This window comes from Actinoplanes sp. NPDC051859, assembly GCF_044452725.1.
In the GTDB taxonomy this organism is placed as follows: domain Bacteria; phylum Actinomycetota; class Actinomycetes; order Mycobacteriales; family Micromonosporaceae; genus Actinoplanes.
Genome location: NZ_JBITBX010000008.1, coordinates 103,607 through 129,182, shown reverse-complemented (window position 1 = coordinate 129,182; position 25,576 = coordinate 103,607). Strand labels below are relative to the sequence as shown.

Genomic DNA, 25,576 nt, shown 5'->3' with positions numbered 1-25,576 from the left:
GCCCAAGCTCAATCCAGCCTCTAGGCGCCTTCAAGGACCCGGCAAGTTGCGATCGGGTTTGCGCCCTGACGCTTTGCACCTTTTGCGTGGCACCATGAGAACGTGACCTCTCGACGTTCGCGCAGCTCGGCCCAGCTCGTCCTGGCCGCCGCAGTGCTGGGCGCCTTCCTCGCTCCCAGCGCCGCGCTGGCCGACGGCCCGGGCTACGGCGGCACCGCCGACGCCCTGACCGTGCAGTGGCAGCCCCCCGCCGGGGCCACCGGCGACGGCCTCGCCGTCTACGCCGTTGGCTTCAAAGCTGGTTCGGCGGTCAACATCAGAGTGGGTTCCGATCCCGAACGCCCCGTCGTCGCTGACCCGGCCGGCGCCCTGCGCGTCCTGGTGCTCGTCGCCTCCGCCACCCCGACGCCCGCCTCCACCCCGGACACCACCGTCCTCACCGCGGCCGCCGGCGCGGTCGGGCGCCTGGCCAGCGGCACCAGCGTGCTCGCCGTGGGGGAAACCCCGACCGGTGTGCTGCGGACCCTGGTCGGCTCGGTGCCGCCCCCGGACTCCGGCCGCGGCCTGCAGGACATCGCGCCCTGGGCCGGCGCGGCGGCGCTGCTCAGCAGCCTCGTCGTCTGGACCCGCCGCCGCACGTTCGTCGCCTCCGGCGAGCGCGGCGGCGCCCACCGCCGCTTCCCGCCCCGGCCCGCGCCCCGCCACCGGATGGCCTGAGAACCGCCGCATACAACGAGACCCACACACCTAGCGGTGTGTGGGTCTCGTCACAGGCGGAACGGTGGGACCTACGGCTCGAAGCGGTAGCCGACGCCTCGCAGCGTCCGGATGTGGCGCGGCGACGAGGCTGACTCGCCGAGCTTCTTGCGCAGGTTGCCGACGTGCACGTCGATGATGTGGTCGTCGCCGTACCAGTTGTCGCCCCACACGTCCTCGAGCAGCTGGCCGCGGGTGAACGTGCGGCGGGGCGCGGAGGACAGCAGGTCCAGGATGCCGAACTCGATCTTGGTGAGCTCCAGCACCTGCCCGTCGAGGGTGACCTCGCGGACGTCGGGGTCGATGCGCAGCTGCCCGTACTCGCGAATTGCTGAGCTCTGACCCGGCGCGTTGCCGCGCGGCCGGCGGCGCATCGCCTGGATGCGGGCGGCGAGCTCCCGTGGCGAGAACGGCTTGGTGACATAGTCGTCGGCACCCACCGAGAGGCCGACAACCTTGTCCAGCTCGTCGGTCCGGCCGGTCACCATCACGATGTACGCGTCGGTGAACTGCCGGATCTGTCGGCACACCTCGATCCCGTCGACGTCGGGCAGGCCGAGGTCGAGGATGGCGATGTCGGGCTTCTCCTTCTGCGCCTGCTCGACCGCGCCCTTGCCGTCGGTGGCGACGACGACGTCGAAGCCTTCCTTCTCCAGCAGATGTTGGCAGAGCAGCATGAACTCGGGTGAGTCCTCGACGACGAGCGCGCGGGGCCTGGCCACGGGACCTCCACTTTCACGGGATCGACGGACGGCTTCGTAGTCCTATCGGTCGCGCCGGAGCCGACCGAAGGGGTTACGCGCCGCCGATCAGGATCCCGTCAGCGGTGATCTCGGCGCGGGCGGGCAACGGCCCGGGCCGGGCCATGAAGTAACCCTGCCCCAGCTTGACACCCAAAGCGCGTAGTTTCTCGTGCTCTGCCACAGTCTCGATGCCTTCGGCGATCAGCATGGCGCCGATGTCCTCGGCGAAACCGACCAACGAGCGGGCGAGCGCTCCGCGCACCGGGTCGGTGTCGATGCCCCGGGTGAGCGTGATGTCCAGTTTGATGATGTCGGGACGCAACTGCAGGATGTGGCTCAGACTGGCGAACCCGGCGCCCGCGTCGTCGACGGCGAGCAGGATGCCGGCCGAGCGCAGCCGCTCGGTCACCCGCACCAGCGTCGGATAGTCGTGCACCTGCGTGTGCTCGGTCAGCTCGACGGCGATGCCGCGGGTCGCGTGCGCCATCAGCGTCTCGCAGACCCGCGGGTCCAACAGCGCCTCCACCGACAGGTTCGCGCTCAGCCACGCCCCCGCGGGCATCTCGCCCAGGTAGGCGAAGGCCCGCTCCAGCGCGAGGAGCTCGAGGTCCACGCCGACGCCGGCCTCGGTGGCCGCCGCGAACGCGTCCGCCGGACTCTTGAAATGCGCCTTGTCGAAGCGGGCCAACGCCTCGTACGCCTTGACGACGCCGTCCTCGAGGCGCACGACCGGCTGGAACGTGGGCTGGATCGCCTGGGAGTGGATTACTTCCCGGAGATTGCGCATGGCGGGCACGGCAGGCGCGGTGAAGGTCATGCCTCCTAGTTCGGCCGCGTCTCTCAAGCCAGCCTCAGACCGGTTTCAAGAGCTCAGCAAGCCCCGAGTCCCTGGCTCAAGGGCGGCTATGCGCCGGTGCGCAAACGCGACCGACCCCGGCACGCGGTGGCGTGCCGGGGTCCGGAAAAGAAGCGCGGAGAGTACGCGGGTCAGACGAGCACGACCTCCCGGTCCCGGGCCCGGTGCAGACACTCGATCAGCTCGTACGGGTCGACCTCGGCGTCCGCGTCGACGTCGACGACGCCGACCCAGGACCCGCCGGCAGCGGCGAGCCCGGCCTGCAGCGCGGCGCCCTTGTCCTGCAGCTCCCGGTCGGAGATGACCCGGATCCAGGGCAGGCCCGAGAGGTTGCGCTCGGAGCCGTCGGTGGAGCCGCCGGAGACGACCACCATGTCGAAGGAGATGTTCTGGGCGTAGAGCGTCTCGGCCAGGTGGTCGACCGTGCGGCGCAGGGCGGGGCCAGGGTTGTGGAACGGGATGACCACGGTGAACTCGACGGCGGCCTGGCCCGACGAGGAGCCACGCTGCGTGGGTCCGGCGACGACGAAGGGGGGGACGGCGATGAGGTGAGCAACAGCGCTAGTCATGCCCTGTGTTTCGGCCTGCTACCTCAATGCAACCTCATCCGGCTCTCAAGCCGGGCGCAAAGGTGTCAGGCGTTCCCGGCGTCGCGGCGCAGGCGGTCCATCCGGTCGGCACCGCGCTGGACCGCTTCCCGGGAGCGGTGCAGCAACTCGTTGCTGCGGTCTGTCCGAGCTGACGTCCGGGCGAGCGATCCCTGAAACCGGCTGATCGGGTCAGCCGGCGGGCTGTCCAGCTGGGTCGCTTCGGCGTCGAGCAGGCGCTCCCGCTCGTCGGCGGCGGCGTCGCGGGCATCCGCCGCGCGATCGCGCAGATCGGCTCGGCGTTCGCGAGCGTCGTTGCGGGCGTCCCGGAGATCGGCGGCACGCTCCCGCTCGCCCACCCGTCGTTCCCGCTCGTCGAGATCCGCCGGGTCCGTCGGTTCGTCCCCGGGCCTGTTCGTGCCACCCACGTCGCTCACGATACTCAACGCGACCCGGGCGGCCAGCACGATGCTCGGGTGGGCGTGCCGCTGCAGCGCAGTAGCATCGGGGCCGTGCCGCGTGACCATCGATTCCGGCCCAGTGCCGGGCTCGCCGCCGCGCTGGCCGCGGGGGCCTTGCTCCTGGCTGTGCCGCCGGCCGCCCAGGGCCGTGAGACCCCACCCGCGCCGGCCGCGCTCGCCTGGCCGACCGCCCAGCGCGCCAGCCTGCCGGCTGCCCTCGCTGACGGCACGGCGTACGAGCCGGGCACCTTCGTCGACGCGCGGACGTCGGCGGGCACCGCGCCCAGCGTCGACGGCAAGTCCCTGCGCCTGCTGGTGCGGGCCGGCGACGGCACGGTTCGCCAGGTGCGCGCGCTGTCGACGGCCCGTCATCCGTCGTTCCAGAGCCTCACTGTCGCCGGTGACCTGCTCGCGTGGTTCGAGCGTACGGACGGCGGCCTGGAGCTGTGGTCGGCGGGACTGACCGGCGCCCCGGCGGCGCACCGGATCACCGGTGACACCGGGGAAGCCCGCTTTTACCGCTCGGAGACCGACCTTGTCGTGGCTGACGGGCGGCTGCGGTGGGTCGCATCCGGTGCGGCAGGCACCACCGAGGTCCGTACGGTGGCCCTCGCCGGCGGCCCGGTCGAGGTTCGGGCAGTGCCCGGGATGTGGCGGCTGTTGACCTGGCCGTGGCTGACCGACGGGGTCGCCGATGCGGCCGGCGCCCGGACCCTGCGCGATCTGGGCACCGGCCGGGAGGTCGCGGTGGCCCGCCCGCACGCGGGGGCGGTCGGCTGCGGGGCCACCTGGTGCCGGATCGTGTCGCTGGACGCGGACGGTTACACCCGGATCGAGCTGATGCGTCCGGACGGCACCGACCGGCATCAGATCGCGGCGGGCACCGCGGCGACCGAGATCGTGGACGTGGCGCCGCTCGACCGGTTCGAGGTGTTCGTCAAGATCGGTGCGAATTCCGAGCTCACCGGCAACGCGCAACTGCTGATCCACCAGACCGACACCCGCAGCACTGTGGAGATCAGTCCGGACGCGGGTGGCGTGGTGGTACGCAACGGCGTGCTCTGCTGGACGACGGGCAGCCTGGAAACCTTCGTCCGGCACACCTTGGATTTGCGGACTGTGCCCTGACCGCGGTCAGAACAGGGACAGCTGTCCGGGGGTGGGATCGCGGCGTCCGCTCAGCCCACCGCGGAAGACCCACGGCCGCAGCTCGGGGATCGGGTCCTCGTCCTGCGGCTCGCGCTGGGGCGGAATACCGCCGGTCAGCGCCCACAGCGAGGGTCCGAGGTTGATGCCGCGCTCTCGCAGTGCCCGCCGGACGACGGCGAGATCCAGGGGCAGCCGCGCCTCGGCCAGCTCCGGAACGGCCAGGTCGGTGCGCATCCGCATGAGTCGCCGGTTGCGCTCGACCGCCGCCCGGGCTTCCGGCTCGGCGAACTGCCCGGCGGCACGGTCGCCGACCGCCTCGACGATGAGGTGCGCCGCCCCGCCGTCCAGCGCCTGCCAGGCGCCGTCGACCGTGCCGAAGGCGGCCAGCAGCTTCGCGGCGGTGGCCGCGCCGAAGCCGCGTACGCCGGGCAGATTGTCGGAAGGGTCGCCACGCAGTGCGGCAAAGTCCCGGTATTGCGTTGGCGTCACCCCGCACAGCTCCGGCAGGCCGGCGGCGTCGACCAGCACCGCCTCGTCGAAGCCGCCGTTGCGGACCCGCAGCACCGAGGTGGTCTCGTCGATCAGGGCGAAGGCGTCGCGGTCGCTGGTCATCAGCACGGAGCGCCAGCCGTGTCGGCGGGCCTGCGCGGCCGAACTTGCCAGCACGTCGTCGGCCTCCCAGGCGGGCGGCACCAGCGTGCACACCCCGGCGGCGGCGAGCAGTTCGGGCGCCGCGGCGAGCTGGTCGGTGAGGTCGGCGGGCTTGGCTGGCCGATGTGCCTTGTACCCCGCGAAGTCTGCGCGACGGGCCGAGTTTTGGGGGCAGTCGAAGCCGACGATCAGGGCGTCCGGGCGCAGATAGGCGGCTGCCCGTGCGGCGAAGCCGAAAAGGCCCCGCAACGCCCACACCGGGCGCCCGGAGCCGTCGAGGAACCCGTCCGCCGCCCCCGCGTGGTACGCACGGTGCAGCAGGCTGTTCCCGTCGAGAACGAGCAGCAGCGGGGCGGAGGGCACCTGGTGAGTCTAGAGGTGCCCTCCGCCCCGCTGGGCAGGCTCAGTCGGTCGGTGCGCCGCCACCGGCGCCGTTGATCGAGGACGCGCTCAGCGAGCCGCTGCCCAGGCCCCACCGCTCCAGCAGATCCAGGTACGCGCCGGAGCGCATCAGCCGGTCCAACGCGTCGCGCAGGGCGTCGCGCAGTTCGGCCTTGTTCTTGCCGACGGCGAGGCCGTACAGGCCCGGCTCGTACTGCACCGTCGAGGCGAGCTGGTAGTAGGAGCGCGACTTCTGGTCGGTGGTGACGTGCACGGCCGGCGGGAAGTCGTTGAGGACCGCGACGGCCCGACCGGTGCGCAGTTGCAGCAGCGCGTCGGCGTTGGTCTTGTACTTGCGGACGACGATCGGGGCCGACCCGCAGCCCGGCTGCGACCGTTCGAGGAGGTCCTGCTGGACGGTGCCGTTCTCGACCGCGACGACCTTGCCGCAGAGGTCCTTGAGGTCGGTGACGCCGCTCGGGTTGCCGCGCTGCACCACGATCGAGGTGCCGGCGGCGAAGTAGTTGATGAAGTCGGCCTTCTTCTCCCGCTCCGCGGTGTCGGTCATCGAGGAGAGCACACCGTCGTAGGTGCCCTTCACGGTCTGGTCGAGGAAGGTGTCGAACTCGCCGCCGGCGACCATCTCGACCTTGACCCCCAGCACGGCGCCCAGGGCGGCGGCGAGGTCGGGTTCGAAGCCGATGATGCTGCGGCCGTCGGGGCCGTACGACTCCATCGGCGCGTAGCTCGGGTCGGTGACCAGGCGGATGGTGCCGCGGTCGCGGATGTCCTGCGGCAGGGCGTCGTGCAGCGCCTGGTCCATGACGATGCTGTCGGAACCGCCGGTCTGCTCACTGTCCTTCTTGTCGCCGCCCCCGCAGCCGGAGGCGGCCAGGGCCAGTACGACGCCGGTAACGGCACAGACGGTCCTGGTCAGCTTTCTCATCGCCGGTCCTCTCATGAGCCGGCCACGGCGGGGATTTCCCGACGGACCGCGCCTTTCGTGGTGGTCTCGATCAGGTCGTTCCAGGTGAGCGGGGAGCCAAGGAGGAGGCCTTGCGCGGCGTCACAGCCGGCCTCTTCGAGCCAGCGTCGGACTTCTTCGGTCTCGACGCCTTCTGCGGTGACCCAGCAGCCCAGGCCGTGCGCTAGCTCGATCACGGAGCGGACGATCGCCTCGCTCTGTGCGTTGCGCGTCAGGCTCTCGACGAACAGCCGGTCGATCTTGATCTCGGAGACCGGGATCGCCCGCAGTTGCGACAGGCTGGTGTAGCCGACGCCGAAGTCGTCGACGGCGACGCCGATGCCGTGGTCGACGATGTCGACGACCGCCTGGACCGCGGCCGGGGTGTCGCCGGCCAGGGCTGTCTCGGTCACTTCGAGCATCAGCCGGTCGGCCGGGGTGCCGGCCTCGGCGAGCAGGGCGGACACCGAGGCGGCAAAGCCCGGCTGGTCCAGGTTGCGGGCAGACACGTTGACCGCCACGGGCCAGGTACGCCCCGCGGTGTACCAGTCCCGTTGGTCGGCCAGCGCCCGGCGCAGCACCCAGGCGGTGAGCGGCTCGATGAGCCCGGACTGTTCGGCGGCGGGCAGGAAGTCGGCCGGCGCGAGCAGCCCGCGGATCGGGTGCTGCCAGCGGACCAGGGCTTCGACGCCGGCCACTTCGCCGTCGGAGAGGCGGATCTTGGGCTGGTAGTGCAGGACCAGCTCGTCACGTTCCAGGGCGTGCCGCAGCTCGGCCTGGACGACCAGCCACTGGGTCGAGTGGGCGACGTCCTCGCCGGAGTAGACGACGATGCCCCGGGTGCCCCGCTTGCCCTGGTACATGGCGGCGTCGGCGCACTGCGACAGTTCTTCGACGTCGGCGGCGTGCTCCGGGTACAGCGCCACCCCGAAGCTGGCCTCGATGGTCAGCGGGATGCCGTCGAGCACGATCTCCTCGGTGAGCTGGTTGCGCGCTTCGGTCAGCAGCCGGAGCACGTCGTCGCGCTCCACGCCCGGCATGATCAGGCCGAACTCGTCGCCGCCGAGGCGAGTGACGGTGTGCTCGGTGCCCAGCGCCTTGACGAGCCGTGCGGCGACCACGCGCAGCAGCTCGTCGCCGGCGTGGTGTCCCAGGGTGTCGTTGACTTCCTTGAAGTGGTTGAGGTCGACGAGCACGATCGCACCGCGGCGGGCGCCGGACTCCACTGCCGTTTTCGCGCGCAGCCGGAAGGCGGCCCGGTTGGGCAGGCCGGTGAGCGTGTCGTGCAGGGCCTCGTGTTCCTGCCGGGCCGCGTACCGGCGCAGGGACCGGGTGGTGGACCAGGAGATCAGCGCCAGAACCAGGTAGAGCCCGACCAGGCCGGCGGCGAGTCGCCAGTACGTGACCCGCATCTGCTGTTGCAGGTGGGCCGCGATGCTCTCGTACGGCAGGTAGAGCTCCAGCACCCCGATGGCACGGCCGGAGGCGCTGGCGACCACGGGTTCCAGCACCCGGATCACCTCGCCGGGGCCGCGCTCGGTGTCCGGGACGACGGCGACGTCGGTCTGGCCCAGCGTGGCGGATCGGAAGGCCGGGTCGGCGACGGGGATGCCGCCGGCGGTGGAGCCGTCGTCGGAGAAGACCACCTGTCCGCTGAAGCTGCGCAGTCGCAGCCGCACGACGGAGCCGTGGAAGATGGCGAAGTCGGTGGCGGCGTGCAGCCGGTCGCGCTGGCCCTGGGTGAGTCCGGCGGTCAGGTCGGCGTCTTCGAGGGCCGGGGCGACCGCCATCTCGGCGATGACGACCGCTTGGGCGCGGCCCTGCTCCTCGGCCTGGCGGGCGGCGTCCTCGCGGTAGCCGGTGACCAGGACGGCACCGAGCACTGCGACGGGCACGAGGCTCGCGGCGGCGTACGCCACGAACAGTCGTGACCCGCCCTTCGCCCCGAATTTGCCTCGCAACCCCACGCTGGAACTATCGGCTTCCCCGCGGAGTGATGAAGGAAACGGGCTATTCCGGGATAAGCAGGTTTAGGTGCGCGTCGAGAGCTGCGAGCGCCTGCTCGGCGCTCAGCTGCCCGCCGAGCAGATAGACGCCGAGGCCTTCCATGAGTGCCAGCAGTCCGGCGGCGGCCGCCTCCGGGGCTGGTCCGGGCAGCATCCCGGCGAGAAAACCGGACATCTGGTCGGTGTCTTCGCGCAACGTCGCGGCGGCGGCCGGGCGAACGGCCGTGTACGCGAGGAACGCCAGCGCGACCCGCCCGTCAGCGCGGGCCTGCTCACCCAGCGGCAGGATCGAGGTGATCATGGTGCGCAGCAGGTCGCGGGGCTGCGGCGTGGCACCGAGCCCGGCGATCGCCTCGGTGACCCGGACCTGGGCGCGGTCCCGCACCACCTCCATGGCGAAGCGCATCATCTCGTCCTTGGTGCGGAAATAGTGCTGCACCATTCCGGCCGAGACTCCCGCCGCCGCCGCGACGTGCCGCAGGCTGACCGCCTCGAGCCCCTGCTCGGCGGCGACCCGCATCAGCGCGTCGGCGATCCGGGTGCGCCGCTCCTGGGTGTCCACCTTCCTCGGCATGGCCGTGATCGTTTCACAGCTCCGCGGCCGGCTCGGTGAGCCGGTCGGCGGCGGGTCCGGTGAGCGGGTCCGGCGGCCCCGGATCGATGGTGACGATTCCGGCCGCACCGTCGACGGTGATGAGTTGTCCGGTGCGGATCCGCCGGGTCGCGCCGGGGACGCTGATCACGGCGGGAATGCCGTATTCGCGCGCCACGGTGGGGCCGTGCGCCATGATCGCGCCAGTCTCGGTGACCAGCCCGCCGGCGGTGAGGAAGAGCGGTGTCCAGCCGGGGTCGGTGGTGGTGGCGACGAGGATCTCGCCCGGTTCCACCCGCGCGGTGGTCGGATCGTGCACGATGCGGGCCGGTCCCGTCACCCGCCCGGCGGCTGCGCCTACTCCGGTCAGCGTTCCGCCGGTGTGTGGCCGTGCGGGGAGGACGGTTTCGATGTCCGTACCGTCGGAGAGTAGGCCGACCGGAACGGCCCGGCGGCGCGACTCGGCTTGGTGCACCGCCTTGCGGGCCGCTGCGGTTCCGCGCTGGTCGGCGCCGTCGTGCACGGCCTCGCGCGCCTCGTCCAGCGTCAGGAACATGATGTCGCCCGGCTGATCGAGCCGTCCCGCCGCGGCGAGCTCGGCCCCGATGAACAGCAGGTGGTGGCGCATCGCCCGCAGCCGGTAGAGGCCGGCGAACTTGCCTGCCTCGCGCAATCCGGCCAGCGCGCGGGCGCGGCCCAGCAGAAAGATGGCGATCCGGCCCCGCACCGGGCGGCGGCGAGCCCGCACGCTCAGGTCACGCAGCGTCGCCTCGGCGGTGGCGGCGGCGCGGGCGAAGCGCCGGTCGGGTGCCTGGTCCGGGTCGGTGCCGCGCAGCAGGTTGGCGAGCATGGCGAACACCGGTTCCAGATTCTCGTCCCAGCGCGGCACGCCCAGGTCGACCTCGGCAACACCCCGATGACCGTACGCCCGCAGAAAGTCGGCCAGCCCCAGGTCCGGCAGTGCGCCGCGCTGGCCGGCGAAGCTCGCGTCCGGCAGGTCCTCGGCGGTCGCGCTGGACCGGACCGCGACCGGGCCGTCGCCGAGCTGTGCGTACGCCTCGGCGATCTCCGCTTCGGGGACTATGCCACCTCGGTAGGCCTCGGTGGTGATGCAGAAGCCCGCGGGCACCCGCTCGCCGCGTCGGATCAACCGACCCAGGCCGGCAGCCTTGCCGCCGACCAGATCGGTGCGATCGGCGCAGGACTCGGTCAACGCGATCACCAGCATGCCGTCGGCCTCCGTTGCAATACAACTGCACTGGATTCGACGGTACGCCGTTGGCAATGCAGCTGCAATGTGAAGATGTCAGCGCGCGCGATACAGGGCGACCGTGGCCTCGTTGCGGTGCCACAAGCCCGCCACGACGTACTTCTCCCGCAACACGCCCTGCACGGCAGGCACCAGCGCGGTGGGATCTCGTCGGTCGCCGCCCACCACGAGCCATACCCGCGAGGTGCTGGTGAGCCGCGCTGCTGCGTCCGCGCCCGCATACTCGGCGGCCCGTAGTTCGCCGACGTCCGCCGCCGACCGGCGTTGCAGCACGTCAGTGGGGCGCTGGTGGCTCAGCCGCAGGTAGTAATCCATCCCCGCCCGCAACGCCCGGGAGTCCGTCTCGAACACGATGACGTCGCCGGGGCTCTGCCGCTTCTCGATGATCGCCGCGACACCGCGGTAGTCCGGCCCGTTCTTCGCGGTGGCACTGCGGACCCGGCCGTGCCCGGGCAGCGCGGTGATCGCCAGCAGAAGCACCACCCCACCAACTCGCGCGAGAGCCCCCCAGCGACCTCGCCGGGTCGCCCAGCCGCCCACGCCGACCAGCGCCACCGCGGCCAGGATCGCCAGCGGCGTCAGAATCACCAGCAGATAGCGCGGCACCCACAGCGGATATACCGTCAGCGACGCGGCGGCGACCAGCACCGGCGGAGCCAGCGCCAGGACGGCCAGCAGCCGCACCGGCTCCCGCGGCCGCCACCGGGCGAGGACCGCGAGCCCGATCAACAGCCACGCCATGTTCGACGCCCCGAAGATCTCGCCCGGAGCCAGCAGGAACGTGTCGCGGGTCAGGAACTCGACCCAGGACAGCTGCTCACTGCGATGCCGTACGCCCATCAGTACCACCGGTGACAACACGAGAACAGCCGCCGCCAGCGACAGCACCCAGCCTTTGACGGCCCGAGGCGCCGCGCCCTTCCTGTGGTGTGCCCACACGGCCACCCCATGCGCGACGAGCGTGCTCAGGGCGATCAGATGGCTTGCCCCCAACAGCACGACCACGCCGGCGTACGCGGCCCAGCGCCGCCGCCGAGGACGCTCCAGTGCCCGTACCAGCAACAGGACGGCGAGCACGGAGAACAGGCAGGTGAAGGCGTACGGCCTGGCCTCGGCGGCGTACCGCGACGTGTTCGGCACCAGGCAGAGCAGCACGCCGGCCAGCAGCCCCACCGCCGGCGTGAACAGACGCCGGCCCAGTTCCCCCGCCAGCCCCACCGCCGCGGCCATCGCGACAATCGACGGCAGCCGCAGCGCGGTCTCAGACTCACCCGCGACGTGCGACCACGCGTGCATCAGGAAGTAGTACGGCCCCAACACGGCATCGACGTGCTGGATCAGCGCCCAGATCTGCCCCGGCGTCCGGCGCACGATGTCGGCGGTGCTGGCCTCATCCCAGCTGAGCGTGGGCCGACCGGCGCGCACCAGCCCCACCAGCAGCATCAGCACCGCGGGCACCAACGCCGGCGTCAGTGTTACCCAGGTCTGTCGGGAGAAGCGAGCGGTCCGGGACCCGGCCTTGCTCTCCGGGTGATCGTCCGGCACCCGACGAAGGCTAGCCACGGTTTCCGCAACCGGCGAATCCCGTGCACTAGCCTCCTAGGACGCTGTACGCGTGGTAACCGCCGCCGCGAAACCTCACCTCGCCGATGCCCCCGCCGATGGGGAGATACGGATTCGAGGAAGGGACGCACCGGGTGATGCCAAGCGTGGGGGAGCCTCGCGGCGTACCCGAGAAGCGCGCGCGGCAGACCCGCAGCGGCGCTCTCCGGGCGCTGCTCACCCCCATGCCCGCAATTCCGTACTTCCTCGCCACCTGGTCCGACGGCAATCGGCCGGTGATGTCCGCGGTAGTCGGCGTCCTAGCCCTCTGCGCCATCGTCATGTGGCTGGCAGCGCCCGCCGGGCGATCCCGCTTCCGGGTGCCGCTGCACATTTTCTCCCTCGTGGTGAACACCGCCGGCTACGCGGCCCTCGGTCTGCTCGACGGCGGCGTCGCCAGTCCGCTCGGCGCTCTGCTGCCGTTCGCTGTCATCGTGTACGCCGTCACCCTGCCGCCGCGTTCCTTCGCCTGGGCAGCGGGCCTCTCCGGGGTCGCGTACTGGGTCGTCGCCCTCGCCGGCAGCCCGGCGCCGCCCGGCTACGCGGTCATCTACACGGTGGCGTTCGGCGGCATCTCCCTGCTCTGCCTGCGCTACTCCGGGGCCATGGCGTCGCTGCGGCGGCGCCTCGACGAGTTGTCCCGGGCCGACCCGCTGACCGGCGCGCTCAACCGGCGCGGCTTCGACGAGCGGCTCACCGAGGCGATGGCCGAGGCCGACCGCACCGGCACCCCCGTCGTCCTGCTCTCGCTCGACCTGGACCGCTTCAAGGAAGTCAACGACACGTACGGGCACCAGGCCGGCGACGAGTTGCTGACCTGGACCGCCCGCACCATGGCCTCCCAGCTGCGTGCCGTGGACGCGGTCGGCCGGCTCGGTGGCGACGAGTTCGCGGCGGTGCTGAGCGGCCTCGACGCCCAGGGGGCCGCCGATGTTGCCACCCGTCTGCGCGCCGCCCTGGATGGTGTGGTCACGGGCAGCATCGGCTACGCCTGCTATCCCGCCGAGGCCGCGGATGTCGAATCGCTGCGCCAGCGCGCCGATGAGCGCGCCTACCAGGACAAGACCTCCCGGGAGCGCCGGGTGCCGCCGCCCGCAGCGGTGGCCCGGGCCCGCGCCGCCGCCAAGCCGGCCGAGTCGCCCCGGGTGTCCCGGCATGAGCGCCGGCGCCGCGCGATCGCCGACTCCGGCCGGCTCGGCCTGTTCGATCCGGGTGTCGGCCTGCTGTATGTCCTGTTCTTCACCGCGGGACATCCGCACCGACTCGCGATGGGCATCCTGCTGGTCTGCGCCGGCCTCATCGGCCTGGGTACGCTCTGGCTGGCCGGCCCGCTGAGCCGGTACCGGCGCAGTGACCGGGTGATGTTCGGCGTCGGGCTGGCACAGTTCGGCATCGCCGGGTGGGTGCTCTGCCTGGACGGCGGCGCCACGGCCACGCTGGCGCTGGGGTTGTTCGCGCCGCTGCCCCTGATCGCGTTGACCACGCCGAGCGTCGGCCGGCCGCTGGTCGCCGCCATCGTCACCGGCTACGTCGCCATCGCCGCCACCGTCGGCGACCCCGACCCCTGGTACGTCGTCATGCACCTGGCCGGCGCCCTCGCCGTGTCGGTCATCTGCGGCCACAAGGGGCGGATCGCCGCAAGCCAGCGCCGCCAACTCAGCAAGCTGTCGCGCCTCGACGCGTTGACCGGCTGCCTGAACCGGCGCGGCTTCACCGAACGGTTCGCGGCCAGCCGGGCCCATGCCCAGCGGCACCACCGTGCACCTGCTCTGCTGATCTTCGACCTGGACGGCTTCAAGCAGGTCAACGACCTGCACGGGCATGCTGCCGGCGACGAACTGCTGATCTGGGTGGCGGCCACCCTGCGCGCCCAGGGCCGGTCCCGCGACCTGGTGGGCCGCCTCGGCGGCGACGAGTTCGTGATGCTCCTCAACCTGCGCGAAGGTGAGACCGCGGCCGGGCGTGCCCAGGCACTGCAGGACGCCCTCGCCGAACGCACCGCCTGCAGCATCGGTGCCGCCGTCCTGGGCCAACACGGTGACGACTTCGCCGCGCTCTACGCCCACGCCGACGCCGAGCTCTACACCCGCAAGGTGGCCCACGGCGGCGGCCGCAGCCGTCGTTCGGCGCCGGTGGCGCACCCGCCGTACGAGGAGTCCCACGCCTGAAATGCGGGCAGTTGTGACCAAGGGTGGTTTTCCGGCAGGCTGACGACGCCGGCGCGCGATGGCGTGCTGGTAGGAGCGTTGGCGGGATGCCGGTGGAACAGCAACGATGGGACACGCCAGCCGGCGCCGCCGACTGGCTGAGCCGGGCGGTGCGAGCACCGTATCTCCTGGCGCCTTACCGCCCGGAGCGCGGCGACGGGATCAGCGTCAACCTGGAACTGGATTCCTCGACGGTGCATCTTGTGGTGCACGGCTCCTGGGGCGTCCCGTTGCGACTCGCCGCGCATGTCGCGATCCGCAAGAGTCTCAGCGAGCACCCCGACACCTTGCTGATCGACCTGCTGGACCTGCGCGATGTGCATGCCACCAGCGCCTCGTTGTGGCTCACCGCCCGTCGCTCCGGCGCGGCGATGGACCCACCGGTCGAGGTGGCGGTTTGTGCGCCGGCGGATGCCGCGGTCGCTGGCCTGCTGCGGCGCTTGGGGGCGGCCCGGTTCCTGCCGTTGTTCGAGACCGTGGCGCAGGCGCAGGCCGCGATCGCCGAACGGCGGCCACTGACCGAGCGCATCGAGCTGTGTCTGCCGGCCGAACCCCACTCCGCCGCCCGGATCCGCGCGGTGGTCGCGGAGGTGTGCGCCGCGTGGGACCTGGCCGACCTTGTGGACCGCGCCAAGCTCGTCGCCTCCGAGATAGTGGCGAACGCCGTGCGCCATGCCCAGCCGCCGATCACGGCGATCATCTCGCGTCGCGGCAGCGGCATCCACGTGGCAGTACGCGACGCGGACGCACATTTCCCGCACCGCCCCCGCGTCCACCTTGTGCGGTCCGCAATCCCGCCGCCGAGCGGCCTCGGCCTGAGCCTGGTGCACGCGGCTACCCCGCTCTGGGGTGCGATGCCGACCCCGGGTGGCAAGGTCGTCTGGGCCACGGTCCGCCGCTGAGCGCCGATGGGGGGTCGGCGGGGCGCCGGCCGGTCAGCAGACGACGCGGTCGCGGCCGGTGCGCTTGGCGACGTACAGGTTGCGGTCGGCCTCGGCGAGCAGGCCCGCCTGGTCGTCGCCGGAGGTCAGCGGGCCGGCTACGGCACCGATGCTGACCGTCACCGGCAGGTCGCCGGTGATGGGGGTCCAGGGGTGGTCACGGACGGTGTGCCGCAGGGAGCCGAGGAAGGACCGGGCGGCGGCCTGATTGAGGCCGGGGATGACGACGAGGAACTCTTCGCCGCCCATGCGGGCCACGAAGCCGTCCTTGTGGCCGGTCAGTGAGCCGGCGAGCAGGTCGGCGATGGCGACCAGGACGCGGTCGCCGACGTCGTGCGAGAGGGTGTCATTGATCCGCTTGAAGTGGTCGAGGTCGACCAGGGCGATGCTGAACGGGGATCCGGACCGGATCGCGGCGGTGAGCAGTTGGGGCAGTCGCTCGTCGACGAAGCGCCGGTTGTAGAGGCCGGTGAGGGGGTCGCGGCGGGCCTGCTCGCGATACCGTTCGGCCTCGCGGCGAGCTTCGGCGGTTTCGAACATGACCTGCCGGGTCCGGGCACGCGCCTCCTGCTGCTGGGACCGGAGGTCTTCGGCTGCGGCGTGAAACCGTTTGTACTCTGCGAACGCGTCGGCGAACCGGTCCGCGGCGGCGTACAGCTCGGCCTGTTCGGCCATGGAGCGGACCAGGAAGCCGCGCAGGTTGTCGCTGGTGCAGATGGCCCGGCAGCGGTCGAGGGTGTGCTGGGCACGGTCCAGGGCGCCCAGGCGCCGCTGCACGGTAGCCAGGGTGAGACTGGCGTCGGCGACGTCGTGGGCCTCGAACCAGCGCGGTGCGTCGGCGATGCCGGCCAGGGTCTGCTCGGCGCCCGCGTAGTCCCCGGCGCTGATCTGGACGTTGGCGATGGTGTCGCACTCGCCGGCGGTGAAGTCCCGCCCGAGGACGCGGAGGTGGGCGCGCATGCGGTCGACGATCTGGCCCGCGAGGTCGTCGTTGCCCGCTTCCATCTCCGTGTACGCGAGATTGTTGAGCACCAGCATCTGGCGGGGCAGATCGGCGGCGTCGATCGCGAGGCGTTCGGCCTGGGCGTAGCGCTCCCGGGCGGAGTCGAGTGAACCGCTTTCGGCCAGCGAGTTCGCCAACCGGATGAGGACGACGATCCGCAGCCCGGCCGGTGCGGTCTCCTCCAGCAGCTCGGCGGCGGCGATGCAGTGTTCGAGGCTCGACTCGTGGTCGCCGAGGTAGTGGTGGGTCAGGGCGAGGTGGAAGTGGCTGCGGGCGCGCAGCGGCTGGCAGTCGTGCCGTTCGGCCCAGGCGTGGATGGTCAGGAACACCCGGGCGGCTGCGTCGGGGCTGCCGGTGCGCTGGCGCATGTCGGCCTGGACGAGTTGGGCGCGGCGCAGCAGAACCGGGTCGCCGAGTGCTTCGGCGGCCCACGCGGCCTCGGCGGCCCGGATGAGCAGGGCGTCGACGTCGTGTCCCTGGTGATCTTCAAGATCATCTAGCGCGGATGAGAGCTTCGCCGCGGCACTGACGGGTGCCGCGACGGCGTCTGAGGTCCACACGCTCACGGGCCTCCGATCGGCTGCCACAGCCCGAAACGAAGTGTTCGTGACCTCCCCGGTGGCCTCGGGAAGCGTCGGGTGCCGCCCCGCGCAGATCGGTGCCGCGGCGGACGGTAACGTGCGGCGGGCGGCGGCCGGGGATGCGCGGCGCTTGACGGGTCATTTCGGTGGAAAAGGTACGGCGATGGAGATGAGTGCCGCGATCGAACTCGCCGGCGTACAGAAGGACTTCCGGTCCCACGGCGAGCTCGTGCCGGCACTGCGTGCGACGGATCTGACCGTCGGGCGCGGTGAGTTCTTCTCCCTGCTCGGCCCCTCCGGATGCGGCAAGACCACCACCATGCGCCTGATCGCCGGCTTCGAGGAACCCACGGCCGGCACCGTCTACCTCGACGGCCACGACGTCACGGGCGTGCCGCCGCACCGCCGCGACGTCAACATGGTGTTCCAGTCGTACGCCCTGTTTCCGCACCTGAACACCTACCGCAACGTGGCCTTCGGGTTGGAGCGCCGCAAGGTGGGTCGCACCGAGATCCGCCGCCGGGTCGGGGAGATCCTCGACATCGTCGACTTGACCGGCCTCGAGCAGCGGTTCCCGCGCGAACTGTCCGGCGGTCAACAGCAGCGGGTGGCCCTGGCCCGGGCGCTGGTCAACCGGCCCCGGGCGCTCCTGCTCGACGAGCCGCTGGGGGCGCTCGACCTCAAGCTGCGCCAGCACATGCAGGTCGAGCTCAAACGCATCCAGCGCGAGGTCGGGGTCACCTTCGTCTACGTCACCCACGACCAGGACGAGGCGCTGACCATGTCCGACCGGATCGCGGTGATGCGGGCCGGCAGCATCGAGCAGCTCGGCACGCCGCGGGAGATCTACGAACGCCCCGCCACCCGGTTCGTCGCCGGGTTCATCGGCGCCGCCAACCTGCTCGACGGCGCGGCGGACAGCGTCGCCGACGGGATCGCCGTGCTCGCGTACGGCCCCGGCGAGCGCGTCCTGGTCCCGGTGCCGGACAGCGTGCGCCCGGGCGACGCCCTGGAGGTGTCGGTCCGCCCGGAGAAGATCGGCCTCAGCCGCGACGAGCCTGCCGGCGCCGGGAACAGCACCCTGACCGGGGTGGTCGCCGACGTGGTCTATCACGGCACCGCCACCAGCTACACCGTGAAGACCGGCACCGGTGCCGACCTTGTGGTCTTCGGTCAGAACACCGCCTCCGCGGCGGACCTGGCCGGACCCGGCGACCGCGTCTTTCTCACCTGGAGCCCGCAACACTCGTACCCGATCGGAGTCCGATGACTCAGCACGACCTGCCCCGCCCCGCCCTGCTCCGCGGGCTGACCCGACGGCGGTTCGGCCGGCGCGCCGCCCTGTCGCTGGCCGGGTTGTCGGCGCTCGGCCCGGCCCTGGCTGCCTGCGGCGTCAAGGGCAAAGGCAGGCCCGCTGCTTCCGCGTCGGGTGCCGCCACCGAGTTCTGGAAGGGCCGCACCGGCACCGGCACCGGCACGGTCCGGTTCGCGAGCTGGCCGCTCTACATGGACCCGGCACACCCGGAGCTGACGAAGTTCACCGCCGAGACCGGCATCAAGGTGGACTACCAGGAGGTCATCCCGGAGATGGGTCCGTGGTTCGCCCGGATCCAGCCGCAGCTCAAGGCCGGCCAGGACATCGGCTTCGACCTGATGATCATCACCAACGGCGTGCAGTTCCGGCAGCTCGCCGACGCTGGGTTCCTCGCCCCGCTCGACCACAGCCGGCTGCCGAACTTCGCCGCCCAAGCCGGCCCGGCGTACCGGGAGGAGGCCTTCGACCGCGGCAACGTGCTCACCATCCCGTGGGCGTCCGGGATGACCGGGATCGCCTACGACCGCAAGAAGACCGGCCGGGACATCACCAAGCTCGCCGACCTGTGGGACCCCGCGTTCAAGGGCCGGGTCGGCATGCTCGCCGACCCCGCCGAGCTGGGCAACGCGGGCATGCTCGCCCTCGGCATCGACCCGGTCACGTCCACGCCGGACGACTGGCGCCGAGCCGCGAAGAAGCTCCAGGAGCAGAAGGACGCGGGCCTCGTCCGCAACTACTACGACCAGAGTTACATCGACGCCCTCGGCAAAGGCGAAGTGTGGGTCACCCAGGCCTGGTCCGGCGACATCTACCAGAAAAACCTTTCCGAGGGTACGGACTACACGTTCGTGATCCCTGAAGAAGGCGGCACCCTGTGGACCGACAACCTCGCCATCCCGGTCACGGCACGCAACCCGGTGGACGCGCTCACCCTGATGGACTTCTTCTACCGGGTGGACAACGCGGCGTCGCTGGCCGCGTACATCGCCTATGTGTGCCCGGTGCCCGCGGCGCGCGACCAGCTCGCCAAGGACGCGGCCAAGGCCAAGGGCGACGACCGCGCCGAATGGGAGGCGGCAGCCCGCAGCCCCCTGGTGTTCCCCGCCGCCGGCGACTACTCCCGGCTGCATTACTTCCGCGATTTCGCGACCGTCGCCGAACAGCAGGAATACCAGCGCATCTTCGACCCCATCGTGCTCGGCTGACGTGCTGCGCCGCCGACTCGCGCCGTACCTGCTGGTTCTGCCCGGCGGGTTGTGGCTGCTGCTGTTCTTCGTCGTCCCCACCGCGACGATGCTCTCGCTGTCGCTGCAAGAGGGCGACATCGTCGGCGGGTACGTCTTCACCGGCCACTGGCAGACGTACGCCGACGTGCTCGGCACCTACCGCACCCAACTCGTCCGGTCCCTCGTCTACGGGGTGATCACCACGCTGCTGCTGATCGCAGTGGCGTTCCCCGTCGCCTACTGGATCGCGTTTCACGCAGGGAAGCGCAAACCCGCGTACCTGCTGCTGGTCCTGTCGCCGTTCTTCGTGTCGTTCGTGCTGCGCACGATCTCGTGGCGTCAGATCCTCACCGACGAAGGCATCGTGTTCGGGCCGCTCCGGGACGCCGGGCTGCTGCCCGCCCAGTTCCACGTCCTCGGCACCCCGGTAGCCGTGATCGGCGGCCTGGTCTACAACTTCCTGCCCTTCATGGTCCTGCCCGTCTACGTCGCCCTGGAACGCATCGACCCACGCATCATCGAAGCCGCCCGCGACCTGTACGCCGGACCCGCCGCCGCCTTCCGCCGCGTCGTCCTGCCGCTGGCCCTGCCCGGCGTCTTCGCCGGCGTGCTGATGACGTTCGTGCCGGCCAGCTCGGACTACGTCACGTCGGCGGTGCTCGGCGGCCCGTCCACCACCATGATCGGCCAGGTCATCCAGGCGCAATATCTCACCAACACCGACTACCCGGCCGCCTCCGCCCTGTCCTTCACCCTGATGGCGGTCCTCCTCGCCGGCGTCTTCGCGTACGCCCGCGCCCTGGGCACCGAAGACGTGCTGCGGGTGGCGGCGCGATGAGCGGGCGGCTGCTGCGGGCGTACACCTGGGTGGTGATCGGTTGGTTGACCCTGCCGGTCGTGGTCATGGTGCTCTTCGGCTTCAACGACACCGCCGGCCGCTACAACCAGTCCTGGGAAGGTTTCACCCTCGCCTGGTACGGCCGCATCCTCGAGCTCGACGAACTGACCCGTGCCCTGGGCACATCGCTGCTGGTCGCGCTGACGACGATGCTCGGCGCCGGCGCGTTGGGCACCGGCATCGGCTATGCGCTGGGCCGCTACCGCTTCCGCGGCTCCGGCCCCCTCGACCTCGTCATGTTCGCCGCGGTCTGCTGCCCCGACCTGGTCCTGGGCGCCTCCCTGCTCACCCTGTTCGTGACGGTCGGCGCCGCACCGGGCACGGCAACCGTCACGATCGCGCACATCGCCTTCTCGATCTCATTCGTCGCCGTCGTCGTCCGCGCCCGGGTGCTCACCCTCGACCGCAGCCTGCTCGACGCCGCCGCCGATTTGGGCGCCGGCCCGTGGACCGCCTTCTGGCGCGTCACCCTGCCCCTGATCGCGCCCGCGGTGGTCTCCGGCATGCTGCTGGCCTTCGCCCTGAGTATCGACGACTTCGTGGTCGCCAGCTTCACCGCAGGCACGACCACGACGTTCCCGCTGTGGATCTGGGGCTCCACCCGGGTCGGCCTGCCTCCCCAGGTCAACGTGATGGGCACTCTGCTCTACCTGACCGGCCTCCTCATCGCCGTCCTCGCCGCGGTCCGCGCCCGACCCACCCGGATCCGCCCCCTCGACCGCTGAGGCCCGACCTCCCCGCAACCCACCGCGCCGAACGTCGGTGGGAAGTCCCTCGCGATGCGCTAGCCGGTCATGGCGGCGCCGACTCCCAGACCCTGGATGTGCGCAGCGCGCCGGGCGAGCCCGACGACGGTATGACCGTCACGCTCGATCTGTCGGAGCCGTCCTCGCCGGTGCGTTATGGGCCGGTTACGCCGCCCGCCGGCGACAACGTGCCGATGGGAGGCTGAAGCCCGGCTCCGTCAGCAGCGCCACGATCGCCGAATGGTTGTGCTCCACAGCGATATCGAGCGCGGTCTTGCCGGTATGCGCGTCGCTCCGAACAGACCGGTGCGGGACGGCGCCGGCGGCGAGGAGCAGCGCACCATATCGGCCTCTCCGCTGACTGCCGCCGCCATCAACGCGGTGCAACCGTCGTTCGTCGCGTCGTCGACGCCGAGGCCTTGCGCGAGCAGGAACTCGACGGTCCCTTGGTTGCCCGCGCCTGCGGCCTCCATTAGCCTGCGCCCCAATCAGCCGGAACCACGTGCCGTCCTACGGTCACGGGCCGCCCGTCAGTCATGTGTCTGAGTGGAGGCGGGCAGTCGCGGCGGCACGTACCGTGGCCGCCTCGAACGGGCCGCCGGCCAGGTAGCGCAGCTGCTGGCGGGTGGAGTCGTCGACTTGGACGTGTTCGACGGCGATCAACCGAACGCGCTCCTCGCAGTCACGCAGCCCTTCTTTCAACCGGAGGTCCAAGCGGTCGTGCGCGAACGCGAGCCCCGCGCGCAGCACCGAGGGCCGTTCAAAAGTGTGCGGGGTGAACCACAACCGCCGCACGTACGGTTCGGCGACACGGGCTGCGTCGTTGCCGCCGATGCGGGCCAACCCCGTCGAGCAGCACGTCGTAGCCGCACCACGTCCGCGCGTCATCGAGCATGCGCAGTCCCACCCGCGATCGCCGGCACGTCCCGCGCATCGCCGTGCTCGGCCAAGAGGTCCAGTGCGTGCTTGCGCAGCCGGTGCCCCACGGTGACCGCCCACCGGCGCGCCTCGGGCAGTACCATCTCGACGTCAAGCCGACCGATCCACGTGATCAGTCGCGTCGTCAGCGGATGGTCCGCGTAGCGCAGCACGATCGGGTCGGCAGGCCGCCGCCGCAGCTCACTGCGCCACGGTGCGGTCTCCATCGCGGTCAGGAGCCTGCCGATCAGTTGCTCTACGGGCAGGTCAGCATAAGGACGCGTGGTCTCCAGCGGAGGCTCGACCATTCGCGCGGCGACACGCGGATCGTCGGTTGCCCAAGACTGCCACGGCTCGCCGCGCCAAGGAAACGAGCGGTCCTCAGTCAGCATCCGCCGAGGAGCCGTCTCCCGCAGCTCGCCGGCATATCCGCCGGCCTGCGCCGCGGCGAGCGCCTCCTCCCAGTACGGACCCTCGCGCACCTGCCGCGCGAGGGCTTCCCGCTCGCCGAGCAGGCCCAGGATCTCGCACGGCAGCTCGGGATCATGGTCGTCGTCCAGCCCGGGGGCGTCGAGCACGTCGACCACCGGCCCACGCGGCAGGCTGCCGTCGCGGATCAGACGCACGAGAAACACCGCCCGCTCGTCCACCTGCCAGTCCCACCGCGGATCGACTTGCAGAAACCCGAACACCGCCGCTGGGCCGAGCTGCTCCATCGCGCCCCGTCCCAGGCCGAGCCGGACCGCCCTACTCATCTCCACCGCGTCACCATCGCGGCGATCGTAAATCCGTAAACGGACACCAGCGACCGGATTCGGCCGTCAGCCCGCGTGCAGTACCGGCGACGCGCCTCGGCCAACTACGACACCGGGTTACGAGACGTCGTAGTCAGCGTGACGGCCGGTCCGCTGGCTGAGAGCACTACTCGTACAGAGGGGAGGTGTCGTGTGTTCGGGGTGCGGACGGTGCGCCGGTTGCAGTCCAGGCGGCATCCGGATCGGGTCGAACAGCGGCGGTCCCGGGAACGGGACGGCCGGTGCTGTGGCCGCACGGAGTGAGAGTTTAGAGGCGTCTGGTGAGGAACAGGGTGGTCCCGTAGACCTCGACCACTACCTTCCGGTCGGTCTCGATGAACCCGAGCTTGGCCAGCACGCGGCGAGAAGCGGTGTTCCAATCCCAGACCGTGGCCCACACACGTTCGTATCCCGACGATTTAGCCCAGTCCAGAACCGCGTACGAGGCCTCGGTTGCGTATCCCTGTCCCCAGTATCGGCGTAGTAGCTCGAACGCCAGTTCCGGTTCTCCTTCCGGCACTTGTCCGCTGTCGATCAGCCCGCAGTACCCGATGACGTCACGAGCGGCGTTCCGCTCGATCGCCAGCAACCCGGTCGACGACGGCGGGTTGGTGCCAATCCAATCCTCGAGTTCAGCGACCGTGGGGTGTCCATCCGCGTCGATTCGGCGTCGCGGCGGCACCCGTGGATCACGTTCGGTCCACAGCTCCCGATGGACGACGGCCTCGGCCACCCGCGATGGCCTGAGCAGCAGGCGACCCGTCTTGAGTGCAACCTCGCGGCCCGACGTCAATTTAGCTCCCATGACAGCAACTCTCTCACGGGCAAACGCATCGTCGGGCCGCGCTCCGCGCCTGCCGAGCGCCAGCTTCACCCGGAGCGCGTCATCCCGAGTCTGACCGCGTTGTCGCCGGCGCGAGGCGTACGTGTCCCAGGTTGCTCCGGTCAGGATGGCGAAGACTTGTGTCACCGCGCCCCATCATCGTTGACAATTAGGGACTTCGGCCTGAACTCGTCGTGCCGCCGACGTCCTCGCCTCCATCGACCAGGTCCGGTCAGGGTGCAACGGCATCGCCGCGCGGCAGCGAATCGCCTTGAGCGGCGGTGAGTGCCCGCCATCTCTCCCATCCGCAGCCCGGATCGGCGGCTTCGAGCGCATCCGCCAGGCGGCGTTGGATCGACGCGGTGTAGGGACTGCCGGCTTATGTACCGCCGGGGTCTTCGAGTTTCGCCTCGAAAAGGAACCGGTGCAAAGTGAGCATTTCGCGGTCGCCTTCGAGTCGCCAGCGTTGCGACTTCGTCGACAAACTGAACCTGATGGCCGCGTCCCACTGTGGGCGCGGCCATCGAGGCTGTTCAGGTCACTTCTTCCAGGTGCCGTTGGTGCCGTGCTGCCAAGCCGAGCCGGACCACCCGCGACCCGACCAGGGCGCGCCGTCGACCAGCGTGTTCGACCAGCCGCGGCCGTTCCAGGTGGCGCCGGCCCAGGCGATGTCGGACCAGCTGCGGCCGCTCCAGTCGGTGCCGGACCAGCTGCGGCCGGCCCAGTTGGCCTGACCGTATTGGGTGCCGGACCAGCCGGTGCCGGTCATCGGGCGGCCCATCCACGAGCCGCCCTGCCAGGCCACGCGGGCCGAGCTGGCCGCCGCCCAGACGGACGACTTGAGCGGGCCGAAGATGTCGCGTTCGCCGACGAGCGGTACGCCGTTGAGGGTGACGATGGAGGTGCCGCGGGCGGCTTGGATGCTGCCGGTGCCCTGGGAGCCGGGGCCGAGGGCGAAGCACAGCGAGGGGAACGTCGTGGTCGCCTTGTCCAGGTCGATCGACTTGCCGCCGCTCTTGGCGCCGCCGAGGAAGCTGCCGGACTGGCGCAGCGTGCACTTGAGTGAGTCGGGGTTGAGCCAGGGGTAGCGGTCTAGCAGCACGGCGGCCGCGCCGGTGGCGACCGCTGCGGCCTGGGAAGTGCCGCTTCCGACGAAGTAGCGTTCGCCAACCCGGGCGTTGGGGTTGGCTGCGTCCACCATGGAGCCGGGGACTCGCAGCGACACGACGGAGCGTCCCGGGACCAGCAGGTCGGGCGTGCGGGAGGCTGTGCCGACACTGGTGAAGGACGCCACCTGGTCGTCGGCGGGGGAGGTGGTGCCGCGCATGTCGGTCGCGCCGACGGTGATGACGTACGGGTCGTAGGCCGGGTTGGTGATGGCACCGCCGGTGTTGCCGGAGGCCACCACGACCGCGATGCCGGCCCGGTAGGCGTTCTGCACCGCGTGCGACAGCGGGTTTTTCTGCCAGCTCAGCACGCCGTCGGTGCCGTACGACAGGTTGAGCACCCGGATCGGGTATTTGCTGTCGTCGTTGCGGTGCTCGACGACCCAGTCGATGGCGGCGATGACCTGGGTGACGTCGACGGCGCCGTTGGCCGCGCCGACCTTGAGGGACAGCAGTTTCGCGTCGGGCGCCAGGCCGCGGAATCCGGTGGTGTCGCGGCCGGCGATGATGCCGGCGAGGTGGGTGCCGTGGCCGTACGTGTCGCGCCAGCGCAGGTTGGTGATCTGGCTTTCGAAGGACAGGTCGGGTCCGTTGGCGACGTTGCCGGAGGTGAGGCCGTCGACGGGGGCGACGCCGGTGTCGATGAGGGCGATGCCGATGCCTTTGCCGGTGTAGCCGCGCTGGCTGGCGACGTCCGCGCGGGTGATCCGGCGGATGTCGGTCAGGGTGGCGCCTGCGGCGTCGAAACTGTAGTCGGCCGGCGCGGTGGCCGCCTGTGCCGGCGTCACCCCGGTCAGGGCTGTCGCCATCGTGGCTGCGGCGGTCATCGCCGCCGCCACCGCGTAGTGCCGCATCCGTGCTTTTCTGGCCGTCATGGCCAGGGGCATCGACTGGGATGGGTGGGACCTGAGAACTCTCGACGGTCAGGTTGCTGCGCGGG

General features: G+C 71.1%; 24 protein-coding genes. 8 read left to right on the top strand and 16 right to left on the bottom strand.

Features of this window, described 5'->3' with window-relative positions; all coding sequences use genetic code 11:
- Positions 1-102: 102 nt before the first annotated feature.
- On the top strand, positions 103-717 hold the full coding sequence (locus ACIA1L_RS21430; protein ID WP_396074613.1) for a hypothetical protein: 615 nt from the start codon (positions 103-105) through the stop codon (positions 715-717).
- A 71-nt stretch (positions 718-788) separates the two neighbouring features.
- Here ACIA1L_RS21430 and ACIA1L_RS21425 read toward each other — a convergent pair whose 3' ends face one another.
- From ACIA1L_RS21425 to ACIA1L_RS21410, 4 genes are all read right to left on the bottom strand, one after another.
- Complete coding sequence (locus ACIA1L_RS21425; protein WP_396074612.1) at positions 789-1,478, bottom strand: response regulator transcription factor; 690 nt, start codon at positions 1,476-1,478, stop codon at positions 789-791.
- Between the two features lie 73 nt (positions 1,479-1,551).
- Positions 1,552-2,316, bottom strand: coding sequence for an EAL domain-containing protein (locus ACIA1L_RS21420; RefSeq protein WP_396074610.1), 765 nt, complete (start codon positions 2,314-2,316; stop codon positions 1,552-1,554).
- Between the two features lie 170 nt (positions 2,317-2,486).
- Positions 2,487-2,924 (bottom strand): glycosyltransferase, encoded by a 438-nt coding sequence (locus ACIA1L_RS21415; RefSeq protein ID WP_396074608.1) that lies wholly within the window; start codon positions 2,922-2,924, stop codon positions 2,487-2,489.
- A 65-nt stretch (positions 2,925-2,989) separates the two neighbouring features.
- Positions 2,990-3,469, bottom strand: a complete 480-nt coding sequence (locus ACIA1L_RS21410) for a hypothetical protein (protein ID WP_396074607.1) — start codon at positions 3,467-3,469, stop codon at positions 2,990-2,992.
- Between ACIA1L_RS21410 and ACIA1L_RS21405 the strand changes: the two genes are divergently transcribed.
- The gene (locus tag ACIA1L_RS21405; protein ID WP_396074606.1) at positions 3,455-4,531 is read left to right on the top strand and encodes a hypothetical protein; all 1,077 of its coding nucleotides are present in this window, start codon (positions 3,455-3,457) and stop codon (positions 4,529-4,531) included. The two genes, ACIA1L_RS21410 and ACIA1L_RS21405, sit on opposite strands and share 15 nt — an antisense overlap.
- 6 nt (positions 4,532-4,537) lie before the next feature.
- Here ACIA1L_RS21405 and ACIA1L_RS21400 read toward each other — a convergent pair whose 3' ends face one another.
- The 6 genes from ACIA1L_RS21400 to ACIA1L_RS21375 form a co-directional block, all read right to left on the bottom strand.
- Positions 4,538-5,566, bottom strand: coding sequence for a 5'-3' exonuclease H3TH domain-containing protein (locus tag ACIA1L_RS21400; RefSeq protein WP_396074605.1), 1,029 nt, complete (start codon positions 5,564-5,566; stop codon positions 4,538-4,540).
- Positions 5,567-5,606: 40 nt separating this feature from the next.
- Entirely contained in the window at positions 5,607-6,530 is a 924-nt protein-coding gene (locus tag ACIA1L_RS21395) for an ABC transporter substrate-binding protein (protein ID WP_396074604.1), read from the bottom strand.
- Between the two features lie 11 nt (positions 6,531-6,541).
- Positions 6,542-8,515 (bottom strand): putative bifunctional diguanylate cyclase/phosphodiesterase, encoded by a 1,974-nt coding sequence (locus ACIA1L_RS21390; RefSeq protein ID WP_396074603.1) that lies wholly within the window; start codon positions 8,513-8,515, stop codon positions 6,542-6,544.
- Between the two features lie 43 nt (positions 8,516-8,558).
- Positions 8,559-9,128, bottom strand: coding sequence for a TetR/AcrR family transcriptional regulator (locus tag ACIA1L_RS21385; protein ID WP_396074602.1), 570 nt, complete (start codon positions 9,126-9,128; stop codon positions 8,559-8,561).
- Between the two features lie 13 nt (positions 9,129-9,141).
- Positions 9,142-10,374, bottom strand: a complete 1,233-nt coding sequence (locus ACIA1L_RS21380; RefSeq protein ID WP_396074601.1) for a PEP-utilizing enzyme — start codon at positions 10,372-10,374, stop codon at positions 9,142-9,144.
- A gap of 78 nt (positions 10,375-10,452) precedes the next feature.
- Positions 10,453-11,961 (bottom strand): glycosyltransferase family 39 protein, encoded by a 1,509-nt coding sequence (locus tag ACIA1L_RS21375; protein ID WP_396074600.1) that lies wholly within the window; start codon positions 11,959-11,961, stop codon positions 10,453-10,455.
- A gap of 164 nt (positions 11,962-12,125) precedes the next feature.
- Between ACIA1L_RS21375 and ACIA1L_RS21370 the strand changes: the two genes are divergently transcribed.
- Complete coding sequence (locus tag ACIA1L_RS21370) at positions 12,126-14,186, top strand: diguanylate cyclase (protein ID WP_396074599.1); 2,061 nt, start codon at positions 12,126-12,128, stop codon at positions 14,184-14,186.
- A gap of 92 nt (positions 14,187-14,278) precedes the next feature.
- Positions 14,279-15,127, top strand: a complete 849-nt coding sequence (locus ACIA1L_RS21365; protein ID WP_396074598.1) for an ATP-binding protein — start codon at positions 14,279-14,281, stop codon at positions 15,125-15,127.
- A 33-nt stretch (positions 15,128-15,160) separates the two neighbouring features.
- On the opposite strand, the gene ACIA1L_RS21360 is transcribed toward ACIA1L_RS21365, so the two are convergent.
- Positions 15,161-16,729 (bottom strand): diguanylate cyclase, encoded by a 1,569-nt coding sequence (locus ACIA1L_RS21360; protein WP_396074596.1) that lies wholly within the window; start codon positions 16,727-16,729, stop codon positions 15,161-15,163.
- A gap of 184 nt (positions 16,730-16,913) precedes the next feature.
- Here ACIA1L_RS21360 and ACIA1L_RS21355 point away from each other — a divergent pair, with 184 nt between their 5' ends.
- From ACIA1L_RS21355 to ACIA1L_RS21340, 4 genes are read left to right on the top strand one after another with little or no spacing between them, the layout of a single operon-like run.
- Positions 16,914-18,020 (top strand): ABC transporter ATP-binding protein, encoded by a 1,107-nt coding sequence (locus ACIA1L_RS21355; protein ID WP_396074595.1) that lies wholly within the window; start codon positions 16,914-16,916, stop codon positions 18,018-18,020.
- A complete protein-coding gene (locus tag ACIA1L_RS21350; protein ID WP_396074594.1) occupies positions 18,017-19,270 on the top strand; it encodes a spermidine/putrescine ABC transporter substrate-binding protein in 1,254 nt (417 codons plus the stop codon). Before ACIA1L_RS21355 ends, ACIA1L_RS21350 begins: the two co-directional genes overlap by 4 nt.
- Position 19,271: 1 nt before the next feature.
- The gene (locus ACIA1L_RS21345) at positions 19,272-20,129 is read left to right on the top strand and encodes an ABC transporter permease (RefSeq protein WP_396074593.1); all 858 of its coding nucleotides are present in this window, start codon (positions 19,272-19,274) and stop codon (positions 20,127-20,129) included.
- Complete coding sequence (locus tag ACIA1L_RS21340) at positions 20,126-20,914, top strand: ABC transporter permease (protein WP_396074592.1); 789 nt, start codon at positions 20,126-20,128, stop codon at positions 20,912-20,914. The genes ACIA1L_RS21345 and ACIA1L_RS21340 overlap by 4 nt, the downstream gene beginning before the upstream one ends.
- A 239-nt stretch (positions 20,915-21,153) precedes the next feature.
- Here ACIA1L_RS21340 and ACIA1L_RS21335 read toward each other — a convergent pair whose 3' ends face one another.
- The 5 genes from ACIA1L_RS21335 to ACIA1L_RS21315 form a co-directional block, all read right to left on the bottom strand.
- Positions 21,154-21,408, bottom strand: coding sequence for an ankyrin repeat domain-containing protein (locus tag ACIA1L_RS21335; protein ID WP_396074591.1), 255 nt, complete (start codon positions 21,406-21,408; stop codon positions 21,154-21,156).
- Positions 21,409-21,469: 61 nt separating this feature from the next.
- Positions 21,470-21,823, bottom strand: a complete 354-nt coding sequence (locus ACIA1L_RS21330) for a hypothetical protein (protein ID WP_396074590.1) — start codon at positions 21,821-21,823, stop codon at positions 21,470-21,472.
- On the bottom strand, positions 21,820-22,608 hold the full coding sequence (locus ACIA1L_RS21325; protein ID WP_396074589.1) for a hypothetical protein: 789 nt from the start codon (positions 22,606-22,608) through the stop codon (positions 21,820-21,822). Before ACIA1L_RS21325 ends, ACIA1L_RS21330 begins: the two co-directional genes overlap by 4 nt.
- A gap of 307 nt (positions 22,609-22,915) precedes the next feature.
- A complete protein-coding gene (locus tag ACIA1L_RS21320) occupies positions 22,916-23,617 on the bottom strand; it encodes a GNAT family N-acetyltransferase (protein ID WP_396074588.1) in 702 nt (233 codons plus the stop codon).
- A 391-nt stretch (positions 23,618-24,008) separates the two neighbouring features.
- On the bottom strand, positions 24,009-25,511 hold the full coding sequence (locus ACIA1L_RS21315) for a S8 family serine peptidase (protein ID WP_396074587.1): 1,503 nt from the start codon (positions 25,509-25,511) through the stop codon (positions 24,009-24,011).
- Positions 25,512-25,576: the final 65 nt, after the last annotated feature.

What these genes read in the sequence shown, in the direction of transcription:
- ACIA1L_RS21420 (WP_396074610.1), bottom strand. Translation starts at nt 2,316, where the DNA reads ATGACCTTCACCGCGCCTGCCGTGCCCGCCATGCGCAATCTCCGGGAA.
- ACIA1L_RS21415 (WP_396074608.1), bottom strand. Translation starts at nt 2,924, where the DNA reads ATGACTAGCGCTGTTGCTCACCTCATCGCCGTCCCCCCCTTCGTCGTC.
- ACIA1L_RS21410 (WP_396074607.1), bottom strand. Translation starts at nt 3,469, where the DNA reads ATGGTCACGCGGCACGGCCCCGATGCTACTGCGCTGCAGCGGCACGCC.
- ACIA1L_RS21395 (WP_396074604.1), bottom strand. Translation starts at nt 6,530, where the DNA reads ATGAGAAAGCTGACCAGGACCGTCTGTGCCGTTACCGGCGTCGTACTG.
- ACIA1L_RS21385 (WP_396074602.1), bottom strand. Translation starts at nt 9,128, where the DNA reads ATGCCGAGGAAGGTGGACACCCAGGAGCGGCGCACCCGGATCGCCGAC.
- ACIA1L_RS21380 (WP_396074601.1), bottom strand. Translation starts at nt 10,374, where the DNA reads ATGCTGGTGATCGCGTTGACCGAGTCCTGCGCCGATCGCACCGATCTG.
- ACIA1L_RS21355 (WP_396074595.1), top strand. Translation starts at nt 16,914, where the DNA reads ATGGAGATGAGTGCCGCGATCGAACTCGCCGGCGTACAGAAGGACTTC.
- ACIA1L_RS21350 (WP_396074594.1), top strand. Translation starts at nt 18,017, where the DNA reads ATGACTCAGCACGACCTGCCCCGCCCCGCCCTGCTCCGCGGGCTGACC.
- ACIA1L_RS21340 (WP_396074592.1), top strand. Translation starts at nt 20,126, where the DNA reads ATGAGCGGGCGGCTGCTGCGGGCGTACACCTGGGTGGTGATCGGTTGG.
- ACIA1L_RS21335 (WP_396074591.1), bottom strand. Translation starts at nt 21,408, where the DNA reads ATGGAGGCCGCAGGCGCGGGCAACCAAGGGACCGTCGAGTTCCTGCTC.
- ACIA1L_RS21330 (WP_396074590.1), bottom strand. Translation starts at nt 21,823, where the DNA reads ATGACGCGCGGACGTGGTGCGGCTACGACGTGCTGCTCGACGGGGTTG.
- ACIA1L_RS21325 (WP_396074589.1), bottom strand. Translation starts at nt 22,608, where the DNA reads ATGAGTAGGGCGGTCCGGCTCGGCCTGGGACGGGGCGCGATGGAGCAG.
- ACIA1L_RS21315 (WP_396074587.1), bottom strand. Translation starts at nt 25,511, where the DNA reads ATGACGGCCAGAAAAGCACGGATGCGGCACTACGCGGTGGCGGCGGCG.